This is a genomic window from Candidatus Proelusimicrobium excrementi (genome assembly GCF_937881865.1).
Classification (GTDB): Bacteria; Elusimicrobiota; Elusimicrobia; order Elusimicrobiales; family Elusimicrobiaceae; genus Proelusimicrobium; species Proelusimicrobium excrementi.
This window is the reverse complement of record NZ_CALGEO010000053.1, coordinates 1-21906: the sequence shown is the minus strand read 5'-3', so window position 1 is coordinate 21906 and position 21906 is coordinate 1. Positions and strand designations below refer to the sequence as shown.

Genomic DNA, 21906 nt, shown 5'->3' with positions numbered 1-21906 from the left:
GCGTGTATTTAAGTGAAAGACAGTTACATTTTGGGCATAGAAAGCACCTGCGACGAAACTTCCGCCGCCCTTCTTAAAAACGGGCGGGAGGTGGTTTCCAACGTAATTTATACGCAAATAGACTTGCATAAAAAATACGCCGGCGTCGTGCCGGAGCTTGCAAGCCGAGCCCACGCCGCCAAAATAGCAAGCGTTATAAAAGCGGCTTTGGGGGATATTATTCCCGATTATATCGCTTTTGCAAACGGCCCGGGCTTGCCGGGCGGGCTTTTGGTAGGGCGCGTCGCGGCGGAAACTTTAGCCAATCTTTTTGACAGACCGATTATAGGCGTAAACCACTTGGAAGGGCACCTGTTCGCCTGCGAACTTACGGGGGCTGATAAGCTTAACCCCCTTGAATTTCCTTTAATTTCGCTTATAGTATCAGGAGGGCACAGCGAATTATGGCTTGTCCGGGACTATGGGGATTATAAGCCTCTCGGCAAGACCCGCGACGACGCCGCCGGCGAAGCTTTTGACAAAGTCGCCAAGCTTTTGGGCCTTGGATATCCCGGCGGGCCGGAAGTTTCCAAGCAGGCTTTAAAAGGGGATAGAAACGCCGTAAAATTTCCCCGGCCTATGCTTGACAGAAGCTGTGAATTTTCATTCAGCGGCATAAAAACCGCCGTAAGCTATTATTTGCGGGGTCATAAAGACGTAAGCGTGCCCGATATTTGCGCTTCTTTTGAGCAGGCGGTCGTTGAAACGCTGGTCAAAAAAGCGATAAATGCGGCTGAAAAGTACAAGGTAAAGCATATAGCCGTGGGCGGCGGTGTCGCCGCGAATGGTCTTTTAAGGGAAATGCTCGTAAAAAAAGCCGCGGAGAAGGGGATAGAAGCCCGCTTTGTTTTAAGGCCGCTTTCATCGGATAATGCGGCGATGATAGCTTTGTGCGCGGCAAAGAAGCTTGCTCGCGGACAGAATACGGGCGATATCAGAATAAACCCCAATATGGTTGTGAGGAGCTGGCCTAAGAAATGATTTTTTGGATGATGCCCGATAACGGCACGCTTACTCAGCGGATGACGGAGAAGATTCTCGCCGGTTTTAAAAAGCACAATCCCGGACTTAATATTACCGTAAGAGTAATCAACAGGCGCACTTTATGGACCAAGATGTTCACGCTTAAGCATGAACTCGGCCGTGCGGGCTGCCCGGATATAATAGCTTTCCCGCATTATTGGACGAATCTGTTGGTCAAAGCCAATCTTCTTGAAAATCTTACCGAACTTGATAAATCTTTGCGGGTCGATAATTGTTTGGATCCGCTTAAACCGTTTTGTTATAAAAAAGACACCGTTGACATTTATTCCTATCCCTGGTGGATGGATATTACCGCTTTGCACTACCGCGAGGATCACCTTAAACTGGTGTCCTCAAAACCAGAAGAGCTTTTAAGCACTTGGCGCGGTTTTCTTGAAGCCTGCGCCATGCTGAAAGATTATTTTAACGGAAAGGAAGATTACTTCCCCGTGCAAAACAATGATTTGCGCGGTTCTCTTTCCTACCGTTCGTCGCTGCCTTGCATTTGGGGCCGCGGCGGCGACATTTTTAACGAAACCTGTGAAGCCTCCGGCTTGGGGACGGAAGCTTTCCGCCTGGGCTTGCAGGATTTTATAGATTTGGCCGTAAAAGGCTATATGCCTATTTTAAGGGAACGCAGCTCGAACGGGGCGATATCAAGCGGCAAATCCAGCATGATGATTACGCGCCGCCAGGGCTTGGCGATGTTCGAAGGCAAGGAAGCTTCTTTCAAAGTTAAAACTTTGCCTGTCCCCAAAACCGGACGCGAACATATAAACTATTTAAGCGGAGTCAATTTAGGCATAGTGCGCGGCGGCGCGAATATAGGGCACGCTCTTGAGCTTATCAAATGGCTGACCCGCCCGGAAAAACAAATAGAGTACGCCTCCATGACGGAAGTTTTCCCCGCGCTTGAAGGCAGTTTCGAGAATTTCCTTTTGGCTTCGCCGCACCGTATACAAAATTACGCGCATATCATAGCCGGTGCGCGTACTATGAGCAATCACACCGCTTCCGGCACGGTTATGGAAATATTGGGCAATATAATGTCCAAGGCGGCCAGCGCAACGGTGATGAACCGTTATTCCGGCGCGATACTTGAAAACGAACTTAAAAAAGCCGATGCCGAAGTAAACAATATCCTTCATCTTTATAACGAATAAGCCTATGCAAAATAAAAGAAGCTTGCTTTTATATAATTTTTATCAGGGCCTTTCAGACAGGTTCACCAGTATAGACCGCCTTTTAAGCCATGCTTTGCCCGTTCTCGCCGGTTATCTTGACGCGGACAGAGTCTTATTTTTTGACTGGAAGGAAGAAAAATCCATAATTTCTTTAAAAACTCTCTGCCAAAAAGGCAAGTGCTATGATTTGCAGGAGGACGTGTTTGTCGACCGCTACTCCCCGGAAGTGATAAAGCTTTTGCAGGACGGATATATGTTTTCCCCGGGGTTGGATTATCCGGCGGTTTACGTCTTGGTGAAATGGCGCAGCCCGCAGGGCAGTTTTGAAGCCTTGGCAAGCGGCCGGCGCGACAGAAGCCGCTACGGCGTAATAAGGGTGGAACGCTTTAAAAAAAATAAGCCGTTTACTCAGAGCGAAATTGAATCTTTAATAGCTCTTTGCCGGGAACTTTCGTCAAAAATAAATATGACGGAAATAGACCACTACAACACTTCCCAGCTGCAAAGAGCGCAGGCTTTAAACGATTTGGCCAGGGTGTTTGCCACGTCAATACGTTTAAGAGACAGCCTGATAGAAATTTTAAAAAGCATACAAAAAAGCTTTTATTTCGACAGAACTTCCCTCTACTTGGTCGATCCTAAAACCAATGAACTGCAGGAAGCTTACAGCGCGGATCTTTCCGGCGAAGTTAAAGAGATAGACATTACGGCCAATCTGTCAAAAAACTTCACTTCTTACTGCGACGGCGATTACGGCATTTGCCCGGCGGCAAAAGGTTCCGACATAGTCTTAACCATACCGCTTACGCTTCAAACCAAAAATTTGGGCTGGATGGTTTTTGACAATATGCTTTCGCGTATGCCGATAGCTACGGAAGATATGTTAAGCTTAAAACAATTTTCCGCGCAAATAGCTTTGGCCATAGATAACGCGCGCCTGTTTGAAAAGGTGCAGGAACTTTCCAATTACGACGAACTCACCAAGCTGGCTTTAAGGCGTTTTTTCAACGAGAATCTTTCCCAAGAAATTTACCGTTCCAAGCGTTTTAATTTAACTTTGTCTTTAATACTTATGGACATAGATTATTTTAAAACCATAAACGACACTTACGGCCATTTGCTCGGCGACGAGGCTTTAAAAGAAGTCAGCGGAGTCATCTTAAACAGCCTTCGTCAAACCGATTTGCCGTGCCGCTACGGCGGGGACGAAATCGTTATAATGCTGCCGCGCACCACCGGCGAGGAAGCCAAAAGCATAGCCAAACGCCTTTCGGAAAAGGTTTCCGCCATAAAACTCAATCCCAAATATACCGGCGGGGCCGATATAAAACTTTCAATCAGCCAGGGTATAGCGGTATTTCCTTACGATACCGAAGACCAGTCCGAGTTAATCAAACGCGCGGACGAAGCCCTTTATTACGTAAAACAGCACGGGCGCGGCTTCTGGGCGCTTTACGGCGACGTAAAGGACGGAAGAATAAAATGACAAATTTTTTGGCGGTCGGTGCGGGCGGATTTATCGGCGCGGCGCTCAGATACGGCGTTTGTCTGTTTATGGTTTCGCGCGCCGGCCTTCATAACGCTTGGGGCACTTTCTGCGTAAACTTTATCGGATGTCTGCTTATAGGTTTTTTGGCCGGTTTTGAATTTAAAAATATTCAGCCTATTAAATACTTTCTGATTGCCGGTCTTTTGGGCGGTTTTACAACATTTTCCGCTTTCAGTTTGGATGCTCTCATGCTTTTAAAAGACGGCGAAATTTTTAAAGCTTTGCTTTATATCTTGTCTACGCTGCTGGTATGCATGGCGGCGGTATTCGCCGGGGTTTCCGCGTTTAAGCTTGTTAACTGATTATTTCCTTATAACGTGCGGTTTATAAGAGCGCGGCATTTCCGAAGTTTTCATTATTTTGCTTTCCGAATCTTTGCTTCTTATAAAAGGCTTTATGCTGAAGTATGTGCTTGTTTTGTCAAACAGGGAAAGCCAATGCTCGTAGGAAACGGGTTCTTTTTCCAAAATAGTATCCACCACCACGAAAGCCGGGCCGTCTTTTTCCGCAAACACCAGTAAAGACGCCGCGTGATAATCCCACTGAGGAAAGCTTTTCCCGGAGGAAGAGGTAAATCTGTCTTTGCCGTTTTTATCTTTTAAAAATCCCGATCTCGCCTTTGCGACCAACTCATAAACTCTAATCAGTTTATATACGGCGTATTTGTTTTCCGTTACGGCGCAGATGTCTTTACAGAAAGAATAACTGCAGGCGGCGCATTCTTCCCTTAAAGGTCTGTAAGTGTATGTCGTCGCGTTTGTTCTGCCGCCGGTCCTTGTGGCGTTGTCAAGCATGACCATCGGGTCTGTGTAGGAATAAATTACGGATAAATCTTTGTTTTTATTGTCGTTGACGGCTATTTGCCTTTTCAGCTGGGCCATTCTTGCCGAAGTAAGCGCGTTTTTGCTTAAAGCGGCGGGCCCGCAGAAATAGGAAAAAGCTCTGTTTTTATTGTAGGTGTTTACAAGCATATTGATGTAAACATTTTGCTGGGCGGCGTTTGTTTTTTCCGCGGGATTATATCTGTAGTTTTTAAAATCTTCTTTCAGCAAAGCGTTTATTTTTGAAAGATGTTTGTCGTAGAATTTTTTTAATTCGGCCGCATTTTTAAAATCTGATCGATATATAGGATCAAGCGCGCCCGTGTAGGAAGTATCCAAATAAGCAGGGGATTTCCTTGCGCCTTTGGCGGCTTCTATGATGTACATATTGTATATATAATCGGCGACGGCCCTTTGTTTGTATTCGTCTTCTTCGGACGTGAAGAACGAAACTATTCCATCCCACAAAGAGGGCCCTTCCGGCATTTTTGAAGAGGGCTTAAAGCCTTTGACTTTAAGGAAATATTTATCCGATCTCGGCGCAATGGCGGCGGAAAGCGCATCTTTAAAATTGCCGGCGTTTAAAGGAATGATAAAAAACAAAGCGATTAAAATAAAAATATATTTTTTCATAAATACCCTCTTATAAATTATAGATAATGGCAATTGCCGGCACAAGGGCAAAAGGGCCTAAAAGCCTATGGGCATTTAGGGTAAACGGCGCAAGCCTTTCGGGCGTTAATAAAATTAATTTGGTTAAAGCAAACGGCGGAGAGTTTTATCTCCCCGCCGTCTTCTGATATCTTTCGGCAAAAGTTGATTTCCGTTTTCGGTTTAACCTCGTATAATTTCAACCGTTCTTTCGGCTTTTAAATGTCTGCCCACTTTGCAGCCCATTACCGAAGCCTTCATCGCGGCTTCCCTTTCTTTCGGGAAATCTGCCGGTACGAACACCTTTATCAAAGCTTTTTGCATATCTCCGTTGGCATCCAAACCGGGCTCAAGTTCCACATGGAAAGCCTCTTTATTCATGCCCAGTCTTTCAACTAAAAGCAGTACGTGATAGGCGGAGCAGGAAAGCAAGGCCGCCATAAGCAGTGTAAACGGATTGGGCGCGCTTCCGTCGCCGCCTTCCGTTTTAGCCAAATCCACCGGTATATTAAAACCTTTGGCCTCAATATTTATTTTTCTGTTACCCGTAAATTTTGCGTTTATCATACTTCCCCCTGTATTTTCATTTTTTATCCGTTTGCGCCGCCGCGGTTTTATCGGCCGGCGTTTGGGATTGTTCTTTTTTTGTCGCTTCGGCTGAAGCGGAAATCGTTATATTCGGCTGGGCTTGGGCGGAGTCCAATATGATAATCTCCTGCTTGGGCCTCGGCGGATAAGCCGCGCTCAAAGACTGCGAAAGATTATAGTACAAAGCCTTTGCTTTTAAGAACGCGTCATGATTTTCCGGATGTTTCTGCACTTTTAAAAGCTGTATTTCGTAATCGGCTTTAGCCGCCTTGAACGCTTCCAAATAGAGCTGTTTTTGCACGGCATCTTCCAGACCGAACAAAGTTTCTTTATCAATTTGGGTTTGTTCCAAAGCCTGCGTCATTTGTTTTAAAGCGTTTAAAGCGTTTTGAAGCCCGGGTGCGTCCTGTTCGTTTAAAGATGTTTGAGGCTCGTCCAAAGCCACTATATAGCTTTGTTCCAGCGTTTTCTGCGGCATATAAATATTGCCTACGAAGGCCCCGGCTATAAAGACGGTAAAAACGATAAAAACCCTGAAAATAAATGTAAGCATATCTTAGTATATCAAATTAAAATCGCGGCTTAAACGGCTGGCCGCGCCGCCAAAATCGGCCCGTTTTTCATCCGCGATATATATTATAAGGTTTTGCGGATGATTTTCAATGCGTTTCAGCGTTTCTTGCCGTTTTTGCGGACCTTTTTGAATGTCTGCGCATTTTTTAAACGTTTAGGTTTTTCTTCTTTGATTTTTCCGACGTAGACTTTTTTAAAAGGGGTAAAAACGTATTCTTCCGTCTTTTTCTCCTCTTGAACAGCGGGGGCGGCGGCTTTGATTTTAGGCCGAGCCTTTTTTGCGGAGGTTTTATTTGCCGTTGTCGGTTCTTCCTTTTTTTCGCCGGCGGAAGATTTTAGTTCCGCCGCTTCCGGCCTGAGCGTCGGCCGGGAAGGTTTTTTCTCTTGGGCGGGGAACGCAATATCTCCTACGGACTGTTGCTTTTCCAAGAAAGTTTTTATTTCTTTCCATGCGCTTCTGTCTGCGCGGGCGATGAGGTTAATGCAAACGCCGGTTTTGTCGTAGCGGCCCGTTCTGCCCAAGCGGTGTATGTATTCTTCCGGGTTTTGGGGCAGTTCGTAGTTTATTACGGTAGAAATTGAAGGAATATCCAATCCGCGCGCGGCTACGTCGGTGGCGACGAGTATTTTGAATGCTTGTTCCCTAAATCCTTTAAGTGCGGCGTCGCGGTCTTTCTGCTTAAGGCCGCCGTGCAGCGCGGCGGCATCAAAGAGGGTCTTCTTCAAATATTTGGTAATTTCGGCCACGGCGCGCTGCGTTTTTACAAACACCAAAGCCTGTCCTTTTAACTTGGTAAGAATTTCCGTAAGTTTTTTAAGTTTGTCATTGCCTTCTATTTTTATGTTTTTTTGTTCTACGTTTTCGGAAGGGTTGTTAAGCCCGCCGATTATGATTTGTTCGGGATTGTTTAAATATTTTTGAGCCAATTTAAGTACGCGCGGCGGGAAAGTGGCCGAAAGCATAAGCGTCTGCTTTTCGGCGGGAAGGAAGGAAATAATTTCCTCTATCTGCGCCATAAAACCCAAATCAAGCATACGGTCGGTTTCATCCCAGACGACTACCGCCGTATTATTCAATTTAAGGCTTTTCCTTTTAAGATGATCGTTAAGGCGGCCCGGCGTTCCTATTATAACGCGCGGATTTGTTTTAAGCTTCCTTAATTGCCCCTGCATATTCTTGCCGCCGGTAATTAGCGCGGTGTTTATGCCGGTGTCTTTGGCCAAATCCCTGAAAACGGTTTGTATTTGCTGGGCCAATTCCCTTGTCGGCGCGACGAACAAAGCCGTTTTTTCCTCTTCGTCCAAAAGTTTGTTCAATACAGGTATGGTATAGGCGGACGTCTTGCCGCTGCCCGTCTGCGCTGAGGCTAAAGCGTCGCGTCCTTTAAGGGCGACGGGTATAAACTCGGCCTGCACGGGGGTAGGCTTTAAATATCCGATGTTTTTAACGGCTTTAACTACGGCTTTTTTAAGGCCGAGCGCGTCAAAAAGATTATTGGTCATAAAGTGTATTTTAACATTTTGATTGCCTGCTTGTACTGATTGAGTATTGGAGTTCCATTTTTGTATGTGGACTTAATATCTTCCGGAATTGAACTAAAGAATATTTGTTTTGCTTTAATTTTAGAAGCTTCCAAAATGCGCGTTTTGCCGTTGACTTGGAGTTAACTCCAAATATTATAATATATCTTACAAGGAGAATTATTATGACTATTTCCGAAGTAAGCGAAAAATACGGCCTGCCGGTTGACACCCTGCGTTATTATGAAAAGGTTGGCCTTATCCCGGAAGTGAACCGCAAAGAAAGCGGCATCCGCGATTATACTCCCTCGGATTGCAGCTGGGTCGAGTTTATAAAATGTATGCGCGGGGCGGGGCTCTCCATAGAAACTTTGGTGGAATATGTTTCGCTCTATCAAAAGGGCAGCCGCACTGCGCGCAAGAGAAAGGACCTCCTCGTCAAAGAACGGGACCGTCTTAAACTCAGAATAGAAGAAATGCAAAAAACGCTTGAAAGGCTTAATCACAAAATAGAAGTCTATGAAACTAAGATTTTATCCTGCGAGAAGAAACTTCTCGGCGGAAAGGAGAAATAAATGTCCAAACAAGTTCTTATAATATCTTCCAGCCCAAGAAGGGGCGGCAATTCCGATTTGCTCTGCGACCGGTTTATGGCCGGCGCGCTTGAAGCCGGGCACAAAGTTGAGAAAATTTTTCTTCCGGATTACAAAATCAATTATTGCTTGGGATGCGGCGTCTGCAACACTTCCCACGTCTGCGTGCAGAAAGACGATATGAAACCCCTGCTTGAAAAAATGGTTAAAGCGGAGGTGATAGTTTTGGCTACGCCCGTTTATTTTTATTCCATGGATGGCCAGCTTAAAACTTTTATAGACCGCACCGTGCCGCGCTACACGGAAATAAGCGATAAGGATTTCTACTTTATCCTCAGCGCGGCCGATACGGAAAAGAAGAATCTTTCCCGCACCGTTGAAGCCTTGCGCGGCTTTACCGAGGACTGCCTGGACGGCGCCAAAGAAAAGAAAATTATCTACGGCGTGGGAGCTTGGCAGAAAGGCGAAGTTAAAAATACTCCGGCTTATTTTGAAGCTTACGAAGCCGGCCTTAAATGTTAACCCATTGACTTGGAGCCGGCTCCAGCCTGTATACTTTTTTGAGGGCCGGCTCTTAATTGAGCCGCGCTTTTATTTGTCGGAACTAAAAATTAAGCTTTCTTTTCCCAAGCGTAAGCTTTTGTTACGGAGGGGACGTCCGCAGGATTAAACACGGGTTCTTTAACTCCGGCTTTTTTCTGTTTTCTGTAATCGTTAAGAACGTCCAAAGCCTGGCGGCGAAGCAAAAACAGCGCGGTTATATTCATTAAAGCCATAACCGTCATAAATAAATCCGCCGCATTCCATACCAAATGCAATTTCGCCACCGCTCCAAAAAACACCATACCGGCGACCAAAACGCGGAATACCGGCATAACCCATTTTTTGCTTGTAAGAAATTCAATATTGGCCTGCCCGTAATAGTAATTGCCTATTATGGAGGTAAATGCGAACAACAGCACGCTTAAGGATATAAAATACTCCCCGAATTTACCCATAGTTTGCCCCAGCGAAGCCTGCGTAAGGGCGATTCCTTCCAAATTTAAACCGCCGTAATCGGAAAGAAGCACTATAAACGCCGTACAGCTGCAAATAAGCAGAGTATCCACAAATACGCTTAAAGCCTGTATATACCCTTGCGTTACCGGGTGGGATATATTGGCGGTGGCCGCTGCGTTTGGCGCGCTGCCCATGCCGGCTTCGTTGGAAAACAAGCCTCTGCGCGCGCCGGTCATAATCGTTGCGCCGAGGGCTCCTCCGGCGATATTGCGCAGGCTGAAAGCGTCTTGAAATATCAAAGCGAAAACCGAGGGTATCTTTTCCAAATTAAGCGCGACGACCGTCAGCGTTATCGCTATATAACTCAAGGCGAAAAACGGCACTATTACGGCGGAAAAGGAAGCTATCCTTTTAAGCCCGCCGAATATTATTATTGCGGTTAGTGCGGCGGTCAGCAGGCCGGTAAGCGTTAAGCTTAAACCGAAAGATTTATTCATGGATTGCGCTATGGTGTTTGACTGCACGGAGTTAAATACGAAAGCGAAAGTCAGCGTTATTATTACGGCGAAAGCCGCCCCCATCCAAGGTTTGCCGAGGGCCGTTTTCATATAATAAGCCGGTCCGCCGCGGAAGTGCCCGCCCTGTTTTACTTTGTATACTTGCGCCAAAGTGCTTTCGACAAAGGCGGAAGCCGAACTTATAACGGCGATAAGCCACATCCAAAATATCGCGCCGGGTCCGCCCGTCGTAATGGCTATCGCCACGCCGGCTATATTGCCGGTGCCCACGCGCGAAGCCGTGCTTATTGAAAAAGCCTGGAATGAAGATATGTGTCCTTTGCCTTTTGAGCCTTCTCCCAAAGCCAGCAGTTTGAACATCCTGGAAGGGCGCATAAACTGCACAAAGCCGGTGGCCAGAGTAAAGTATATGCCGGCCGCCATGAGTGCCGCCATCAGGATATATCCCAAGAAGCGGTCGTTGATTAAAGATATTGCTTGATTTATAATATCCGCCATAATTTTTCCTTTGTTTTTTAAGATATTAAAAATTTATAAACAAATAGTATATATAATATTAAGTATATGCGCCACAAAAAACGGAGATTAAATCAATGTCTGCAGCCGGCGCATTAAAAATATTTGTCGATTTCGCAATGCTTGCGTGCTTTTTGTTTCTGTTCGCTTTGCCGGCGACGGGTGTTTTTACGCACGAGGTTTTAGGTTCTTTTCTGTTTGTTTTGTTTTTGCTCCACAACGCTTTAAATTACCGTTGGTGCAAAGCTTTGTTTAAAGGCGGTTACGGGGCCGAACGGATTTTGCGTACGTCGGTAAACGCCGCGCTTAAAAAACTTCCGCGTCTGGCGGGGTTTTGTCTGCGGGGCGCGTTTTTTTGTTTGGCTCTTTACGGCATAAAAGTGTTTTTTGCCGAGGAAATTTTTGCGAAACTGGCTTTTTATTATACCTTTTCCTTCAACGGAGCGGAACGCGGATTAACTTGGTTTTGTTTGACGTATTTCTCTCTGATTTGCTTCTATGTGTCTTTGGGATATGCCGCTTTGTTTTTGATGGGAAAAACAGCACGCAAAAAACTTAAGTAAGCGCCGTTTTACACATAAAAATCCCCCGGCGTCTGACCGGGGGATTTGCGTTTCTATTTCAATATTCTTTTGATAAATACGGCTTCCGCAATTGACATCGCCCCCGCAAAAAGCAGGAACACGCTTACGTAAGCGGTTATGAACAATGCTCCGAAAACCGGGTAATAAATAATAAGGCACGCTATCACGAAGCCGATTATCCCGGCCGCAAGCAAAATGCCCCAATTTTTAAAGCCCCTTTTCTTTAAAGAAAACGCGGCGGCCACCTTAGCCAAACTGATAAACATGGCCCAGAAACCTATAATGAAAGGCAAGGCCAATGCCGTCGGCGTGATATTAAGAAGCAAAAACAAGCCTATTATCACGTCCGCTATACCGGCAAACAGGACCCAGCCGCGCTCTTCGGCTGTGTTGCCGATGAAAGCGGCCAGCTGAGCAATGCCGGTTATCAATATGGATATACCAAGCAATACGGCCAAACTTTCCAAAGTTAAACCGGGATAAGCCAAAACCGCAATACCGGCGATGATAAATATTACGCCCGTAACGGTAAGCCAAATGCTTGATTTTGTACTTAGTAACATAATTGCTACCCCCTTATAAGACCTTCTCTAATTATAAGCTTTATGCCTATATATTCAAGGGTTTTATATTATGGCGCATTTTGTTTAAATGTTTTTGTATTTGAAATTAACAAAATAAAAAGCCCTAGTTCTAGGAGTTTGCGAGGAAGGAATACCGGGGAAACGCGCCGAAGGCGGATATATCCGACTGAGCAAACAACAAAGAAATAGGGCTTTTTAGTAAGAAAACTGGCGGAGAGGGAGGGATTCGAACCCACGGTACGGTTTCCCGCACACTTGTTTTCAAGACAAGCGCCTTAAACCACTCGGCCACCTCTCCAAAAATCTTATATTAATATAATTTTATCAATTATTTGATTATATTTCCATAAAATTATCCGTTTTATTTTGCCGATTGCCCGCCGCTTTGCACGGCCTATTGCGGTTTTGCCCGCCTCATAAACAATGCTATAATAATAATATGAAAGATAATGCCAAGATAGTATACAGATTCCAAAATAATCTTTATATAAATCTTACAAACAGATGCCCTAACGCCTGCGTCTTTTGTATAAAGACGAAGTTTTCCATGGTGTTTAACGGTTATAATCTTAACCTTGAGGGCAGGGAGCCTTCCGCCGAAGAAGTGCTTGAAGAGATTTGCAAACAAACCAAAGAGGGCCGCGTCGGCCAAATAGTGTTCTGCGGTTACGGCGAGCCTACTATGCGTCTTAATGTTTTGCTTAAGGTCGCCTCCGCTCTTAAAGCCAAAATGGCCGCCGGCGAATACCCCAAAACGCCGATAAGGCTTAATACTTTGGGCCTCGGCAATTTGGTGCACGGGCGCGATATAACAGGCGATTTGGCCAAGACGCTCGACAGCGTCAGCATAAGCATAAATTCCCCTAAAGAAGAAGAATGGCTTTCCATAGTGTGCCCTCTGCCGCAATATAAGGAGCGCGGCTACAAAAGCGTTTTGGAATTTATAAAACTTCTGGCTTCAAAAATGGAAGACGTAACCGTTACAATAGTAGACAAACAGGGCATTGACGCGGAAAAGACCAAAGAACTGGCTTTAAGCCTGGGCGCGAAATTCCGCCTTAGGGAGTTTATATCATGACGCAGCGTCCCTCCGCGCTTACGGTTTTGTTTTTCAGCTTTATGCTTTGCCTGGGCGTGGTGTTGTTGCTTAACGCTTTCTTTTCCTATTACGATTATTCTTCCGCTTTGCGCTTGGCCAAAAGCAAAAATTCCGAGGCCGAGGTAAAAAGCCGGGATCATAAAATAAGCGATATAGCTTTGCGCAAAGTGCGCTTTACGCTTAATATGCCCGAAGCGAAAGAAGTTTACGTCGTAGCCAATTTCAGTTTGTGGGAAGCCCACAAAATAAAACTGGAAAAGGGCGATAACGGCGTTTTCAGCAATTTGATAGTTTTGCCGCAAGGCGAATACAAATATTATTTTGAAGTTGACGGCAAGCCCGTTGCCGATCCTTCCAATACGGACAGCGTGGAATACAACGGCAAAACCGTCAATTTGAGAACGGTGATATGATGCCGGCTGATTTTACTTTTACTTCTGTCTCTCCTGAACAAACTTCCTCTTTGGCGGAAGCTTTGGCTTCTTTGCTTAAGGGGGGGGAGATACTGTTTTTCAAAGGGCCGATAGGCGCGGGCAAAACGGTTATGGTAAAGGCCGTAGCCAAATATTTCGGTTTTAAAAAGCAGCCGGCCAGCGCAAGCTTCAGCCTGATGAAGAAGTACAAAAACAAAAACATTACGCTTTACCACGCGGATTTGTTCCGTCTGGATTCCGGCGAAATGTTCAACCTCGGTTTTGAAGAAATGCTGGAAGACGAAACCGGCGTTTTGCTGATAGAATGGCCGGGCGCGGCGGAAAGTTTTTTCCCCAAGGACAGGCTGGAAATAGAAGTTATTTTAAAAAGCGGAAATGAGCGCGACATAAAATTCGGCGCGGGCGGCCGAGTAAGCCGCGCATTATTGGATAATTTATGCAAACTGACGGAAAAAAAGAAAATATAACTTTAGCTTTGGACAGCACCTCTTCTCCTCTTTATATGGTATTGGACTGCGGCGGCGAAGTTTACCGCGCGCGCAAGGCCGGCATAAAGCAGGAGGAACTGCTCTTCCCGGCTTTAAACAAATTGTTCGCCAAAGCCGGCGTAAAACTTAAAGACGTTACGCGCTTTTTCTATGTAAAAGGCCCCGGCCGTTTTACTGGGATAAGAATAGGCATAACATTGGCTTCCGTTTTAAGCGAAATCAACGGGGTACAGTCCTCTTCCGCGGATTTGTTTGAAATTTTAAAGTATCAGGCCGAAAATTCCGCCGAATATAAAAAGTGGCAAAAAGCCAACCCTGGCGGCGTTTTATGCCTGATAATACACGCTTTCAGGGAAGAATATTTTTCCTTATTATGCACCGAAAACGCCGCCCCCCGCTGGTCTTCCTGGGAAGAGCTGGATGCGGAGCTTATAAACGGCGGCAGACCGCTTTTCGTATGCGGCTGGGACAGGGAAAGAACTTCCCTTAAGGAGAAACTCCCCGCAAATTGCGTTTACGCGTCTGCGCGTTTAAACAAAATCAACGCTTCTTCAATGTTGGAACTCTGTGATAAACTTACGGGGAAACAAACTTTGGAAGAAGTGCTTAAACCTCTTTACCTTAAGCCCGCCCGCTTTGAATTATGCGGCAAATAATTCGCTCCGCCTCGGCTGATGACGCGGAAGCTTTGGCTCTTTTGGCCCGCTCAAGCGATTTTTGCGCCCATTGGAGCCGGGCCGAGTTTGAAGCCGAAATCAAGAACGATTTTTCCAGAATATTTACAATAGTTAAAGATGATATCTTGGCGGGTTTTATAGCTTTCCGCTTTTGTCTGCAGGATGCGGAATTGACTAATTTTGCCGTTTCCCCGGCCTTTTACCGGTGCGGTTTAGGTTCTTCCCTGCTGGAATATGGCCTTAAAAAAGCGGCGGAAGAAAATGTGCTTTGCGTGACGCTGGAAGTCAACGAGCGCAACTCCCCGGCGGCCGCGCTTTACCGCAAATTTCTTTTTAAAACCGTAAATATAAGAAAAAAGTTTTATAATAATACTGATAACGCCCTTTTGATGTTAAGGAATTTATGAACGGAAAAAATTTATCTCTTTTAATTTGTTTGTTTATGTCCGCACAGCTTTTTTGCGCCGCGGCCGATTTGCCTGGGGAAATTAAGGCCGGCGTATCTGCGGATGATACCGCCTCTTCTCAGGAAGCCGCCCTTAAAGCTTACGGCGGGGGATTTTACTTAAAATTTATTGAAGCCGCTTATTATGAGAAGCAGGGTAAATACTCAGCCGCTTTTCCGATTTATGAGGAACTATATAAATCCGCTCCCGGCGATAAAGTTTTGCTTTCGTCTTTATCCGCGCTTTCTTTGGAACTGCAGGACGTACAAGCCATGAACAAATATATTCCGGCTTATTACGCGCTTGCCCCGCAGGAGGCCGACGCCATGGCCATGAAGGCCGGGCTTTTGTGGAGCCAAGGCGGCCTTAAAGACGCGGCCGAACTTTATAAATCCGCATTGGAAAAGAGCCCCGACAATTCCGAAATTATCATAAAGTACGTAACGCTTTTAAGCGCGCTTGACGGCGATGAAGCCATAAAATATCTGGAAGATCTTTCCGCCCGTTATCCGTCCATGGGCCCCGTTATAGCCGTAAACATAGCGGATCTGTATTTAAAACAGAACGACAAAGACTCCGCCGTAAAATATCTTAAAGATTATATTGCGCGCAATCCTTATGATTCCGAACCTTATACGGTGCTTGCCGGCATTTACGAGGCTTCCGGCCGCCCGGCGGAGGCTTTGCGGGTTTATATCTCAATGGATAAGGCGGGGCTGGCTTCGGCTGAAGTTTTAGTTAAAATAGGCGCATATTACACTTTGGACGGCAAAAAGAATGAAGCTTTAACGTATTTCCACCGCGCGAAAAATCTTGATAACGGACAGCCGGCGGCGGCCCAGTTTTTGGTTTTGGACGCCCAAAACCGCGGCGATTACGCTTCGGCCGTCAAATTCCTTAAAGAAAGTTCCGCCTATGAAGCGGAGCCGTCTTTCCATATAAGGGCCAGTTATTTCCTTTCCCGCGCGGGCAAGCCGGAAGAATCCGCCCAGCTTCTTAAAGAAGCTTACGAGAAATTCCCCGCCGACGCCGAAATAGTTTTTTACTATGCGCTTGCGCTTATGGATTTGGAGCAATGGAGCGAAGCGGAAGAAATACTTGCCTCTGCTTTAAATTCTGACATTAAAAGCGAGAGCATTCTTTTAAATTACGCCGTTACGCTTGAACGCCAAAAGAAATATAAAAAAATGGAGGCTCAGCTTAAAAAATTGCTTGAGCTGGACCCAAACAACGCCGAAGCTTTGAATTTTTACGGCTATTATCTGGTGGATAAAACCCGCCGCATTGAAGAAGGCGGCAAATATATAAAATCCGCCGTCGCGCTTAACCCGGAAGACGCCGCATTTGTGGATTCTTTGGCGTGGTACTATTATAAAAAGGGCGATTATGCGGAAGCCTACCGCATTTTAAGTTCAATTCCGGCGCAAAGCGTTAAAGCTTTAAACGACGCCGAAATTTGGCTTCATTTGGGGCAAACGGCTCAGCGCCTTGAACTTTGGAAAGAATCCGCCGATTACTATAAAGCCGTCCTTGAATTGGACCCTCAAAATAAGGCTGCGGCAAAAAATTTGAAAAAAGTTTCCAAAAAAATATAAGTTTAAAGTAAAATATACTTAAGCAAACGGGATTTTTGTTTTTTTATTGACGCAGCTTTAAGAGCTGTGCCGTTTTTTGTTTTATATAAATTGTATTAAGGATTATCTCATGTCAAAAACAGTTGGTATGCCAAGGCGTTTTATAAAAGTTTTTACGGTTTTAAGTTTGTTTTTATTTCCGGCCGCCGCGCTTTTCGCTCAGACGGCTACTGTAACTCAAAATTTTGTGGCTTATCCTATAAGCGGAACGCAGTCTGCGGGGGAAAGCTTCGCCGATTGTCAAATAAGTACGACTACCGCCGAAAGGACGGGCAACAACGTATCTTTTTATACCACGCCTATTGCCCCGGTAAGTTCTTCAGATCCGTGGGTAAACTCGGCTTTGATAGAATATTCCCAACAAAAAACCAATGCCGCCGGTACAAAACTGCGGACTTATCCTAACAACTGTTTGTCCCTTTGCGCGGACATTACCTGTTCAAACCCCGTCAGGCAGGTTGAGGGCTCCGACGGCGATAATAATACTAAGATATATCCCGTAAAAAGCGGTGATTTCCCTATACAAAGCATACTTTTTGAACTTTTTAAATACCAGCAGAATTCCAACCCTTATAACCCGGATTCCACTCCCCCTATAAGGACGATAGCTTTATATCCTACCGGCAATGACAATATTTGCTACGGCGTAGGCATAGTGGAAAATACGTCAGATCCTACAAAAGCGACTTCCTGCTGTGACAGCATTACTTGGAATAGTGGCTGCCAACCTACGACAACGTGTTCAAATTCCAATGAAACTTGTAATACGACATATTGCGACCGCAACTGTACTGCGGGCAATTATTACAGCAGAACTTCTTGTGTGAACGCCGGCGGCACTTGGACTTGCAGTAAAAAGGAAAACAATCCTTGTTCAAATTATTTGGTAAAGGGCGCTTGCGAAGAAAATTCAAATTGTCGTTGGAGTACTGCGGCGAATACGCCTAAGAAGAGCGAATGTGCGGCCACGGCCCGTAATTTTAACGGCATATCCGATTGTTATTCCGGCACCACCCGTTTGAAGTTTTGTGCGGCGTGGGATGGAACGTATGAGATAGACGGGGAATTTGGACAGAGCAACGGGGATTTTGGATATAGGACGACGATATCGAGCAATTGGCCTGGGGACGGGATAAGCACGCCGGAGATAGATTTATCGCACACGATAGTATATCCTGGGAAGGATCAGATACCAATACAGGTAGACGTAACGAACATTCATTCAGTAAGGAGCACGCCGACATTGGTAGGACAGAAGAAAGCAGTAACGGCGGAACCCTACAACATTAATTATAGGATAAGCAAGGACGCAACAGTAACGATCAACATAATAGATCCGACTAGCGGGGAAGTAGAGCGTGCGTTAGTGAACCAGCTGCCTAGGGAAGGAGAAGGATTCCAAGGAGGGGGAGTAGGTAGCAGTGAAGACACGATAACGACGATGAGCGAATCGTGGGACGGGCGGGATGACGCCGGGAGGTTATTACCGTTTGGGAACTATTTGGTAAGTTTACAGGCGTGGAGCGAAGACGAGTGGGACGGGACGAGTGCTTCGTATCCGAAGAGCGACGTATCGCGTACGGTGACGAGACAGATGTCATTGGATCCATTGAAGATAACGGATATAGAGGTAACGGGGTTAGCGAAGACGTCGACGGCGTATGCGATGGTAAATTACATATTGACGGAAGCGGCGACGGTACATTTTGAAGTATACACGCCGGGTACGACGTTTACGGACACGAATATAAAGAAGAACACGACGGCGAATGCGACGTGCGATAGCGGATATTGCAGTAATAACAGCTCAAACGGTCCGAAGATGACGGTGAACAGCGGTTATAAAGTATTTAGTTTGGTAGAGCAGAAAGCGGGCCGTACGAAAGTGAACAGCAAATGGGACGGGATGTGCTGGAGCGACGCGGCTACATGCGCGGCGGCGGTGCAGACAGTGTTGACAGGGAAATATGTAGCTTCAGCGGGGTCTGGGGAAACAGAAGATTATGCAGGGGCGGCGATGCCAGACGGAGACTATGTATATGTGATATGGGCTGAGATCCCGTACAGCGAGAGTACGAAGACGATAAACGGGTATGTATGGGACGGAGTAAAGACGGCGAGGATAGAGAACGGGATATTAGGTATAAACCGAGGTATGCCGGAGCTTACGGTAGGCAGCGTAGGGTACAGCACGATAGGGTCAAGCCCAGTGGCGCACGGATTGGATCCGTTCATATTTAGCTATGCATTATCAAGGGACGCGTATGTAACAGCGGAAGTATTGACGACGAGCTATGATGCTTCTGGGAACAAGACGGTAGGGCCGTATGTGGTTAAGACGTTATTGGATAATGAGATACAGACATCGGCGAGAGCAGGGAACAAGTTATCATGGGACGGGATAGACAATAACGGGAGATATGTAACGCAAGGGAGCTATTTATTTAGGGTAATAGCGCGGGACAGTTTATATCCTACGAAGGTGGTAACTAGCACGGTAGAGTTCCCGGTGGATTTATTTAGGGTAGTAGACGTAGGGAGCACGAGTTTACTAGAAGAAGCAACGAGCCAGGCGACGATAAGCTATGTATTAAGCAAGAGCATGGACGTAACGTTAAACATTTATGACAGGGACATAGTAATCCCGAACGATATAAGGGAAGAGAACTGGCCGCCGAGAGTATGTCAGAGCAACAGCGAGATAAGCGCGGAGGGGAAGGCGCAGTGTATATACAGGAAGGCTAGCGACGGGAGCGTAGTGGTAGATCCGACGATAGAGCCTATAAAGAGTTTTACTGGGGCAAGACAAGGGGAAAGCCGTGTAACTGAATATTGGGACGGGTATTATGAGACGACGGAAGACGGGAGCAACGTAAGCGGAGAGACGCAGGCGATGTACCCGGACGGGTTCTATCCGTACTATATATACGCGAAGGCGGACGTAGCGGGGAGCAAGTATTACACGAGTGCGACGTTAGGGGGAACAAGCGTATTGATACCGCAGGATCCGAAGGCTAATGAGGAGAGCGGATTTTTAAGCAAAGTAGACGCGAGCGATCATCCGACGGGATATATAACGATAGCGAGAGGGCCGGTATATTTTACGAAGATAGACATAAAGCCGAGCAGCCCGAAACTGGTATACAGTTCGGAGACGATACAGATCCCGGTGTATGAGATAAGCTTTATGGTAACGAGGACGGCGAGCGTACAGGTGCAGATAGTATCGTTGAGCGACGGAGCGTGCACGGGGACGAACGGGAGCGGGCGCGGAGCGATCTGCCGAGTTTTGACGAAGACGAACACGAGCTATTTGAGCACGGTATATGACGGAAATGTAGAGAACAAATTATACTGGGACGGGAAGGACGAGCAGGGGAAGTATGTAAAGAGCGACGCGTACCAGGTAAGATTTATAGCGGAGCCGTACCCGAAAGCGGAAGGAGTAAGCCAGACGATAGAGTCAAGGGTATTGAACGTAGACAACTTCCAGATATTTGACAGGTACACGACGGACGTAACGAGGGATAACGGAAGCGTAGGGACGTTTGCGTATCAGGTATCAGTGCCTATGAAAGTGGCGATACAGATCTTTAAGCCAGGGACGATGACGAGCGGAGCGGCTGACGGGACATTGATAGATCCGGCGGATCCGACGGGACCGGCGATAGGAGAGAACAGCATCGACAAGGTACTGGTAAAAGCGATAGTTGGAGTAAGCCCGCACTTAATCCCGATAGAAAGAGTATGGGACGGGACGGATTACAGGGGACAGATAGTACCGGATGGGATATATCCGTTCAGGTATGTAAGCGTACTGGACTCATACGATATGAACAGCGTAAACGGAGCGATAAGGATAGAGAGCGACCAGAGCGAAGTAACGAGCAAGGTAGCGGACTGGGACAAGTACGCGAACTTGGAAAACATCATGGTGGTAAACGGAGACAGCTGGTATGCGGACTTGGACTGGAAGAGCGACAAGGTGACGATGTTCTATCCGAACCCGATGAGGCAGAGCTACGGACAGTTTGAAATCACGAAGATGCCGGCGCCCGGAACGATAAGCATAAAGATATATAATATTGCGGGAGATTTGGTAAGAGACGGGGGATATGAGTGTATGAACGCGCGCGGAGTAACGAGCAGCTTGGAAGAGATAAACAACGCGGGCGGATTAGAGCCGGACTGGACGAGCAACGTAGGCGGAAGCGGAGAGATAATAGGAGGAGGAAACTTCGCGCTGAGATGCAAATGGGACAGGACGAACAACCACGGAAGGAAAGTGGCGAGAGGATTATATTATGCGATAATGGAGTTAAGCCCGACGAGGGGAAATGCGACGAAATCGCAGAAAGTAATAAAAATCCTTATCCCTTAATATCGGATACATAGATTTATTTCCAGAGTATCAAACATTTATTATTTGCGGTTGTGATATAAATCTATTGACAATGTTTGTTAAAAATTGCGAAAATGATTAATAGCAGATTTCCTGTTTAACATATATATGTTTAATAGCGTTTGCTTTATAATGTTTTGTATATTTAAATTGGTAACCGAAAATTATGAAAAATAAACAAAAAGAATATTCATTAATAAGAAGCTTTGCCGTTTTTGCAAAAGCCGGGTGTTTGGCTTTTGTATTGGCTGTTGCGGGGGTATTTGCCTCGGCTCAGACAGCGACCGTAACAGAAAACATAGTGGTTTATCAGCCTACTAGCACTTTATCGAGCGCATATTGTCAGATTAGCGATCCTAAAACGGCCATGGCTAACGCCGATATAAATCGTTCTTATGTAAAGACTGGGATAGCTCCTGTGAACTCTACGGATCCTTGGGTAAACTCGGCTTTGATAGAATATTCTCAAGCTGCTGTCGGCGGACGAAACGTAACCGGAACGATGGGGGGCTTATATAATTATCCGAACAGTTGTTTATCGCTTTGCGCGCATATAACCTGCAATAACCCGACAAGGCAGGTGGAAGGCAGCAGCGGGTCTAGCGACGTTACCAAAATATATCCCGTAAAAAGCGGTGATTTTCCTATACAAAGCGTACTTTTTGAAATTTTCAAATACCAGCAGAACGCAAACCCTTATAACCCGGATTCAACGCCGCCGATAAGGACGGTAGCTTTATATCCTACCGATAACAAAAATATTTGTTACGGTGTAGATGTTTATGGCGGGGATAGCGATCCTACTGCAGCCAAATCTTGCTGTGATAAATGTTATTCATCTTACTGCCCTACTAATGATACTGATTGTCCTAATATCGGTAGATTCGCCAATAAAGAAGCATGTCTGCAAGGGCGGACGGACTTATATTTTTGTGCGGCGTGGGATGGAACGTATGAGATAGACGGGGAATTTGGACAGAGCA

At 46.1% G+C, this 21906-nt stretch carries 21 protein-coding genes and 1 tRNA gene; 15 read left to right on the top strand and 7 right to left on the bottom strand.

Annotated features, from left to right (window positions below; all coding sequences use genetic code 11):
* Positions 1–12 precede the first annotated feature (12 nt).
* From tsaD to crcB, 4 genes are read left to right on the top strand one after another with little or no spacing between them, the layout of a single operon-like run.
* On the top strand, positions 13–1020 hold the full coding sequence (gene tsaD, locus ACQY26_RS02735) for a tRNA (adenosine(37)-N6)-threonylcarbamoyltransferase complex transferase subunit TsaD (RefSeq protein WP_428047552.1): 1008 nt from the start codon (positions 13–15) through the stop codon (positions 1018–1020).
* A complete protein-coding gene (locus ACQY26_RS02730) occupies positions 1017–2225 on the top strand; it encodes an extracellular solute-binding protein (protein ID WP_428047551.1) in 1209 nt (402 codons plus the stop codon). The genes tsaD and ACQY26_RS02730 overlap by 4 nt, the downstream gene beginning before the upstream one ends.
* Positions 2226–2229: 4 nt before the next feature.
* Positions 2230–3732 carry a sensor domain-containing diguanylate cyclase gene (locus ACQY26_RS02725; RefSeq protein WP_428047549.1) on the top strand — a complete coding sequence of 501 codons (1503 nt, stop codon included), beginning with the start codon at positions 2230–2232 and terminating at the stop codon, positions 3730–3732.
* On the top strand, positions 3729–4097 hold the full coding sequence (gene crcB, locus ACQY26_RS02720) for a fluoride efflux transporter CrcB (RefSeq protein ID WP_428047548.1): 369 nt from the start codon (positions 3729–3731) through the stop codon (positions 4095–4097). The genes ACQY26_RS02725 and crcB overlap by 4 nt, the downstream gene beginning before the upstream one ends.
* Here crcB and ACQY26_RS02715 read toward each other — a convergent pair whose 3' ends face one another.
* From ACQY26_RS02715 to ACQY26_RS02700, 4 genes are all read right to left on the bottom strand, one after another.
* Positions 4098–5249 carry a protein-glutamine glutaminase family protein gene (locus tag ACQY26_RS02715; protein WP_428047547.1) on the bottom strand — a complete coding sequence of 384 codons (1152 nt, stop codon included), beginning with the start codon at positions 5247–5249 and terminating at the stop codon, positions 4098–4100.
* A 201-nt stretch (positions 5250–5450) separates the two neighbouring features.
* On the bottom strand, positions 5451–5834 hold the full coding sequence (locus ACQY26_RS02710; RefSeq protein ID WP_428047546.1) for an OsmC family protein: 384 nt from the start codon (positions 5832–5834) through the stop codon (positions 5451–5453).
* Positions 5835–5850: 16 nt separating this feature from the next.
* Positions 5851–6408, bottom strand: a complete 558-nt coding sequence (locus tag ACQY26_RS02705) for a hypothetical protein (RefSeq protein WP_428047545.1) — start codon at positions 6406–6408, stop codon at positions 5851–5853.
* Positions 6409–6524: 116 nt separating this feature from the next.
* Entirely contained in the window at positions 6525–7931 is a 1407-nt protein-coding gene (locus ACQY26_RS02700; RefSeq protein WP_428047544.1) for a DEAD/DEAH box helicase, read from the bottom strand.
* A 203-nt stretch (positions 7932–8134) separates the two neighbouring features.
* On the opposite strand from ACQY26_RS02700, the gene ACQY26_RS02695 reads away from it, so the two are divergent.
* Both ACQY26_RS02695 and ACQY26_RS02690 read left to right on the top strand, forming a co-directional pair.
* The gene (locus ACQY26_RS02695) at positions 8135–8524 is read left to right on the top strand and encodes a MerR family transcriptional regulator (RefSeq protein WP_428047542.1); all 390 of its coding nucleotides are present in this window, start codon (positions 8135–8137) and stop codon (positions 8522–8524) included.
* Positions 8525–9064, top strand: a complete 540-nt coding sequence (locus ACQY26_RS02690) for a flavodoxin family protein (RefSeq protein ID WP_428047540.1) — start codon at positions 8525–8527, stop codon at positions 9062–9064.
* Between the two features lie 89 nt (positions 9065–9153).
* On the opposite strand, the gene ACQY26_RS02685 is transcribed toward ACQY26_RS02690, so the two are convergent.
* Positions 9154–10557 carry an alanine/glycine:cation symporter family protein gene (locus ACQY26_RS02685; RefSeq protein WP_428047539.1) on the bottom strand — a complete coding sequence of 468 codons (1404 nt, stop codon included), beginning with the start codon at positions 10555–10557 and terminating at the stop codon, positions 9154–9156.
* A gap of 95 nt (positions 10558–10652) precedes the next feature.
* On the opposite strand from ACQY26_RS02685, the gene ACQY26_RS02680 reads away from it, so the two are divergent.
* On the top strand, positions 10653–11138 hold the full coding sequence (locus tag ACQY26_RS02680) for a hypothetical protein (RefSeq protein WP_428047537.1): 486 nt from the start codon (positions 10653–10655) through the stop codon (positions 11136–11138).
* Positions 11139–11191: 53 nt separating this feature from the next.
* On the opposite strand, the gene ACQY26_RS02675 is transcribed toward ACQY26_RS02680, so the two are convergent.
* A complete protein-coding gene (locus ACQY26_RS02675; protein WP_428047536.1) occupies positions 11192–11722 on the bottom strand; it encodes an HdeD family acid-resistance protein in 531 nt (176 codons plus the stop codon).
* 229 nt (positions 11723–11951) lie between these two features.
* Positions 11952–12041, bottom strand: a tRNA-Ser gene (locus tag ACQY26_RS02670).
* Between the two features lie 141 nt (positions 12042–12182).
* Here ACQY26_RS02670 and ACQY26_RS02665 point away from each other — a divergent pair.
* From ACQY26_RS02665 to ACQY26_RS02630, 8 genes are all read left to right on the top strand, one after another.
* Positions 12183–12821 (top strand): TatD family nuclease-associated radical SAM protein, encoded by a 639-nt coding sequence (locus ACQY26_RS02665; protein ID WP_428047535.1) that lies wholly within the window; start codon positions 12183–12185, stop codon positions 12819–12821.
* On the top strand, positions 12818–13255 hold the full coding sequence (locus tag ACQY26_RS02660; RefSeq protein ID WP_428047534.1) for a glycogen-binding domain-containing protein: 438 nt from the start codon (positions 12818–12820) through the stop codon (positions 13253–13255). Before ACQY26_RS02665 ends, ACQY26_RS02660 begins: the two co-directional genes overlap by 4 nt.
* Positions 13252–13743, top strand: coding sequence for a tRNA (adenosine(37)-N6)-threonylcarbamoyltransferase complex ATPase subunit type 1 TsaE (tsaE, locus tag ACQY26_RS02655; RefSeq protein ID WP_428047533.1), 492 nt, complete (start codon positions 13252–13254; stop codon positions 13741–13743). The genes ACQY26_RS02660 and tsaE overlap by 4 nt, the downstream gene beginning before the upstream one ends.
* Positions 13713–14420 (top strand): tRNA (adenosine(37)-N6)-threonylcarbamoyltransferase complex dimerization subunit type 1 TsaB, encoded by a 708-nt coding sequence (gene tsaB / locus ACQY26_RS02650; protein ID WP_428047532.1) that lies wholly within the window; start codon positions 13713–13715, stop codon positions 14418–14420. The genes tsaE and tsaB overlap by 31 nt, the downstream gene beginning before the upstream one ends.
* Complete coding sequence (gene rimI / locus ACQY26_RS02645) at positions 14408–14848, top strand: ribosomal protein S18-alanine N-acetyltransferase (RefSeq protein WP_428047531.1); 441 nt, start codon at positions 14408–14410, stop codon at positions 14846–14848. The genes tsaB and rimI overlap by 13 nt, the downstream gene beginning before the upstream one ends.
* A 35-nt stretch (positions 14849–14883) precedes the next feature.
* Entirely contained in the window at positions 14884–16482 is a 1599-nt protein-coding gene (locus ACQY26_RS02640) for a tetratricopeptide repeat protein (protein WP_428047530.1), read from the top strand.
* Positions 16483–16591: 109 nt separating this feature from the next.
* Complete coding sequence (locus tag ACQY26_RS02635) at positions 16592–20902, top strand: hypothetical protein (RefSeq protein ID WP_428047529.1); 4311 nt, start codon at positions 16592–16594, stop codon at positions 20900–20902.
* Between the two features lie 187 nt (positions 20903–21089).
* Positions 21090–21906 (top strand): hypothetical protein (locus ACQY26_RS02630; RefSeq protein ID WP_428047528.1); only part of this gene is annotated, 817 nt, incomplete at its 3' end.

Coding starts and splice junctions, on each gene's coding strand:
- ACQY26_RS02730 (WP_428047551.1), top strand. CDS start 1,017: ATGATTTTTTGGATGATGCCCGATAACGGCACGCTTACTCAGCGGATG.
- ACQY26_RS02725 (WP_428047549.1), top strand. CDS start 2,230: ATGCAAAATAAAAGAAGCTTGCTTTTATATAATTTTTATCAGGGCCTT.
- crcB (WP_428047548.1), top strand. CDS start 3,729: ATGACAAATTTTTTGGCGGTCGGTGCGGGCGGATTTATCGGCGCGGCG.
- ACQY26_RS02715 (WP_428047547.1), bottom strand. CDS start 5,249: ATGAAAAAATATATTTTTATTTTAATCGCTTTGTTTTTTATCATTCCT.
- ACQY26_RS02710 (WP_428047546.1), bottom strand. CDS start 5,834: ATGATAAACGCAAAATTTACGGGTAACAGAAAAATAAATATTGAGGCC.
- ACQY26_RS02705 (WP_428047545.1), bottom strand. CDS start 6,408: ATGCTTACATTTATTTTCAGGGTTTTTATCGTTTTTACCGTCTTTATA.
- ACQY26_RS02700 (WP_428047544.1), bottom strand. CDS start 7,931: ATGACCAATAATCTTTTTGACGCGCTCGGCCTTAAAAAAGCCGTAGTT.
- ACQY26_RS02695 (WP_428047542.1), top strand. CDS start 8,135: ATGACTATTTCCGAAGTAAGCGAAAAATACGGCCTGCCGGTTGACACC.
- ACQY26_RS02690 (WP_428047540.1), top strand. CDS start 8,525: ATGTCCAAACAAGTTCTTATAATATCTTCCAGCCCAAGAAGGGGCGGC.
- ACQY26_RS02685 (WP_428047539.1), bottom strand. CDS start 10,557: ATGGCGGATATTATAAATCAAGCAATATCTTTAATCAACGACCGCTTC.
- ACQY26_RS02680 (WP_428047537.1), top strand. CDS start 10,653: ATGTCTGCAGCCGGCGCATTAAAAATATTTGTCGATTTCGCAATGCTT.
- ACQY26_RS02675 (WP_428047536.1), bottom strand. CDS start 11,722: ATGTTACTAAGTACAAAATCAAGCATTTGGCTTACCGTTACGGGCGTA.
- ACQY26_RS02665 (WP_428047535.1), top strand. CDS start 12,183: ATGAAAGATAATGCCAAGATAGTATACAGATTCCAAAATAATCTTTAT.
- ACQY26_RS02660 (WP_428047534.1), top strand. CDS start 12,818: ATGACGCAGCGTCCCTCCGCGCTTACGGTTTTGTTTTTCAGCTTTATG.
- tsaE (WP_428047533.1), top strand. CDS start 13,252: ATGATGCCGGCTGATTTTACTTTTACTTCTGTCTCTCCTGAACAAACT.
- tsaB (WP_428047532.1), top strand. CDS start 13,713: ATGCAAACTGACGGAAAAAAAGAAAATATAACTTTAGCTTTGGACAGC.
- rimI (WP_428047531.1), top strand. CDS start 14,408: ATGCGGCAAATAATTCGCTCCGCCTCGGCTGATGACGCGGAAGCTTTG.
- ACQY26_RS02640 (WP_428047530.1), top strand. CDS start 14,884: ATGTCCGCACAGCTTTTTTGCGCCGCGGCCGATTTGCCTGGGGAAATT.
- ACQY26_RS02635 (WP_428047529.1), top strand. CDS start 16,592: ATGTCAAAAACAGTTGGTATGCCAAGGCGTTTTATAAAAGTTTTTACG.